This is a genomic window from Streptomyces sp. SID9727, assembly GCF_010550605.1.
In the GTDB taxonomy this organism is placed as follows: domain Bacteria; phylum Actinomycetota; class Actinomycetes; order Streptomycetales; family Streptomycetaceae; genus Streptomyces.
The window spans coordinates 1-3,005 of record NZ_JAAGNI010000326.1; the positions used below are offsets into that span (position 1 = coordinate 1).

Annotated in this window: 2 protein-coding genes; both read left to right on the forward strand. The window is 76.2% G+C overall.

The features are described 5' to 3' along the window. Positions 1-2,272 (forward strand): ATP/GTP-binding protein (locus G3I41_RS22220; RefSeq protein WP_203601488.1); only part of this gene is annotated, 2,272 nt, incomplete at its 5' end. 134 nt (positions 2,273-2,406) lie between these two features. Then, the coding region (locus G3I41_RS22225; RefSeq protein ID WP_203601489.1) for a PucR family transcriptional regulator ligand-binding domain-containing protein at positions 2,407-3,005 on the forward strand (599 nt) is incomplete at its 3' end.

Here is a 3,005-nt window from a genome sequence, read left to right on the forward strand (position 1 = left end):
GCCCGCCGCGCACACCCCGGCACCGGGCACCGCCGCGCCCACCGCCGACTGGTTCAACGCGCCCCGCCCCGAGGCCGGACCCGGCGTCTGGCGGTACGGATTCGTGCCCCGGCCCGCCGAGCGCCCGCCGCGCCCCTCACTGGTGGGCCCGGCCGCGACGCTCGTCCTGTGGCTCCTGCTCTGGCTGCTGCTCACCGAGCGCAGCGTCCCCTATGTCAGCAAGCCGATCGAGATCATCACCGGCCCCGAGTGGTGGACCTTCGGCGGGCTGAGGGACGACGCCCCCGCCCTCGTCGTCAACTCCACGACCCTCTACTACCAGGTGCTCGTCCTCGGCCTCGGCTTCTGGGCCGCCCGGGTCGGCGGCTGGGCGGGCGTCTTCCGCTACTTCGCCGGCCCGAACCTCGCCCGCGCCCGGCTCGTCCTCACCCTGGGCGGCGCGCTGCTCACCCTGTGGCTCGTCTGGACACGCCGGGTCCCCCTCGCCGACCTGGTCTTCCCCGCGGTCCCCACCAGCTGGGTGCAGGGCGGCGGCAACAAGTACGCGGCGCTGCTCGTCGTGCTCGTGCTCTACGCCCTGATCGGCACCGCGATCGCCTGGCCATTCGCCCGGACCGGCCACTGGTCGACGGAGCTCGGCCCCTTCCTCCGCCGCGAGCCCACCCCGCAGGAGCCCACCGCCGCCCCCGCCCCGGCGGACGGCCCCCTGCGCGCCCACTGGCCCGAGCTGCGGGCCGCCGGCTCCGCGGACGCCGCCGAAGCGCTGACCGCCGCCGTGTACGCGGGCCGGATGAACGACGTGGACTGCGTCCGGGTGGGTCACGCCTGGACCGGGGCGCGCGGCCGCCCCGACCGGCTGGCCTCCTTCACCGAGACCGTGCTCCGCAAGGGCGCCGACGCATTCCTGCACCCCTCCGGCTTCCGGGACGTGCCCCGGCGCACCGCCACCCACGATCCGCTCACCGGCCAGGTCCGCATCGGGGAGTGCGCCGACGACCCGCGCAACCCCTACCCGCGCCGGGGCTCCGGCATGGCGCTGGAACCCTCCTCGCTCGGCACCTCCCTGCTGGCCGTCGGCCCACCCGGCTCCGGCAAGACCGACCGGATCGTCCGGCCCGTCGTGGAGGCCCTCGCGCTGCGGGCGCTCACCGGCCAGGCGGCCGTGCTCGCCGTCGGCGCGGCGGGCGGCGGGCTCGGCCCGGACGACGCCTACGACGTCGTCATCCGCATCGGCGACCCCGCCTCTTTGCACGACTTCGACCTGTACGGCGGCACCACCGACCCGGACGAGGCCGCGGCGGCCCTCGCCGAGGGGCTGGCCGGGGACATCCCCACCCTGGAGACCCGGCGCGCCGCGACCGCCCTCGGGCAGCTGCTCGGCCCGTTCCGCACGGTCCACGGCCGCTTCCCGTCCGTACCCGAACTCCGCGAACTCCTCGAAGGCTCCGCCGCCGCGCTCGGCGCCCTGCGCGAGGCGCTGAAGGCCGGGGGGCACCAGGCGATGCTGCGTGAACTGGAGGCCAGGGCCCGCCAGGCGGGTGGCGGCGCCGATCCGGCGGGCATCCTGGCCGACCGGATCGCCACGCTCGACCGGCCCGCCTTCGCCGGGTTCTTCGCCACCGGCGAGGACGCCCGGCCGTTCTCGCTGCGCTCCCTGGGTCGGCACCCGCTGCGGGTCCGCGTCGACCTGCCGGAGCGGGTCCACGCCGAGGCGTCCCGCGTCCTGGCCCGCCTGGTGCTCGCCCAGTTCAACGCCGTCGCCGCGGCCCGCACCGACCGCTCGCTGTTCGTCTGCCTGGTCCTGGACGACGCCACCCACACCGTCACCGCCGACACCGTCCGGGGCATCCGCCGCCTCCGGTCCGTCAACGCCGGGGCGGTCCTGGCCCTGCGCACCCTGGACGACGTGCCGGAGGGGCTGCACACGGCGCTGCTCGGGGCGTTCGGCTGCACCATGGTCTTCCCCGGCCTCACCACCTGGGACGGCAAGCGCTTCGCGGAGGCGTGGGGCAAGGAGTGGGTGGAGGTCCGCGAGGTCGCCCAGCACGGCGTCTTCGCCGACCAGCCGCTCACCCGCGCCCTGCACTCCCTGCGCAAGATGGCCACCGGCAAGGCCGTGACCACGGACGCGGTGACCGTGCGCCAGGTCGAGCGGGAGCGGTGGTCCGCCTCCGCGCTCGCCTACGAACTGCCGCCCGGCCACGCGGTGCTCTCCCTGACCACGGTCGGCGGCGAGCACATGCCCCCGCTGCTCGTGCGGCTGGCCGGCTGACGGCGGGCGGGGCGGCAGGGGCGCCGGGGACACGAGCGGCAGTCGGTGACAGGAACTCTGCCACCCTGGCAGAATCGAAGTGAGCCGTTCGTACGAGACGGCGAAATCGCCCCCTGCCGAAGGCCCTCATCCCCATGCCGCCCACCCTCGCCTCGCTCGTCCAGCACTCGGCGCTCAAACTCACGGTGCGCGCGGGGGCGGACCGCCTCGACACCCCGGTGCGCTGGGCACACGCCAGCGAGCTGACCGACCCCGTCCCCTACATGGAGGGCGGCGAACTGCTGCTGGTCACCGCCACCAACCTGGACGCGGAGAACCCCGAGGCGATGGGGCGATACGTGCGCCGGCTCGCCGACGCCGGGGTCGCCGGGCTCGGCTTCGCCGTCGGCGTCAACTACGACGAGGTGCCCCGGCCCCTGATCGGCGCCGCCGAGGAAGCCGGGCTCCCCCTCCTCGAAGTGCCCCGCCGCACCCCGTTCATCGCCATCGCCAAGGCCGTCTCCTCGCACATCGCGGCCGACCAGTACCGCGCGGTCACCGCCGGCTTCGAGGCGCAGCGGGAGCTGACGAGTGCGGCGCTCGCCGGGGACGGCCCCGCCGCCCTCCTCACCCGCCTCGCCGCCCACGTCAGCGGCTGGGCCGCCCTCTACGACACCGCCGGAGCCGTCGTGGCCGCCGCGCCCGACTGGGCGGCCCGCCGCGCCGCCCGGCTCACCCCCGAGCTGGAGCGGCT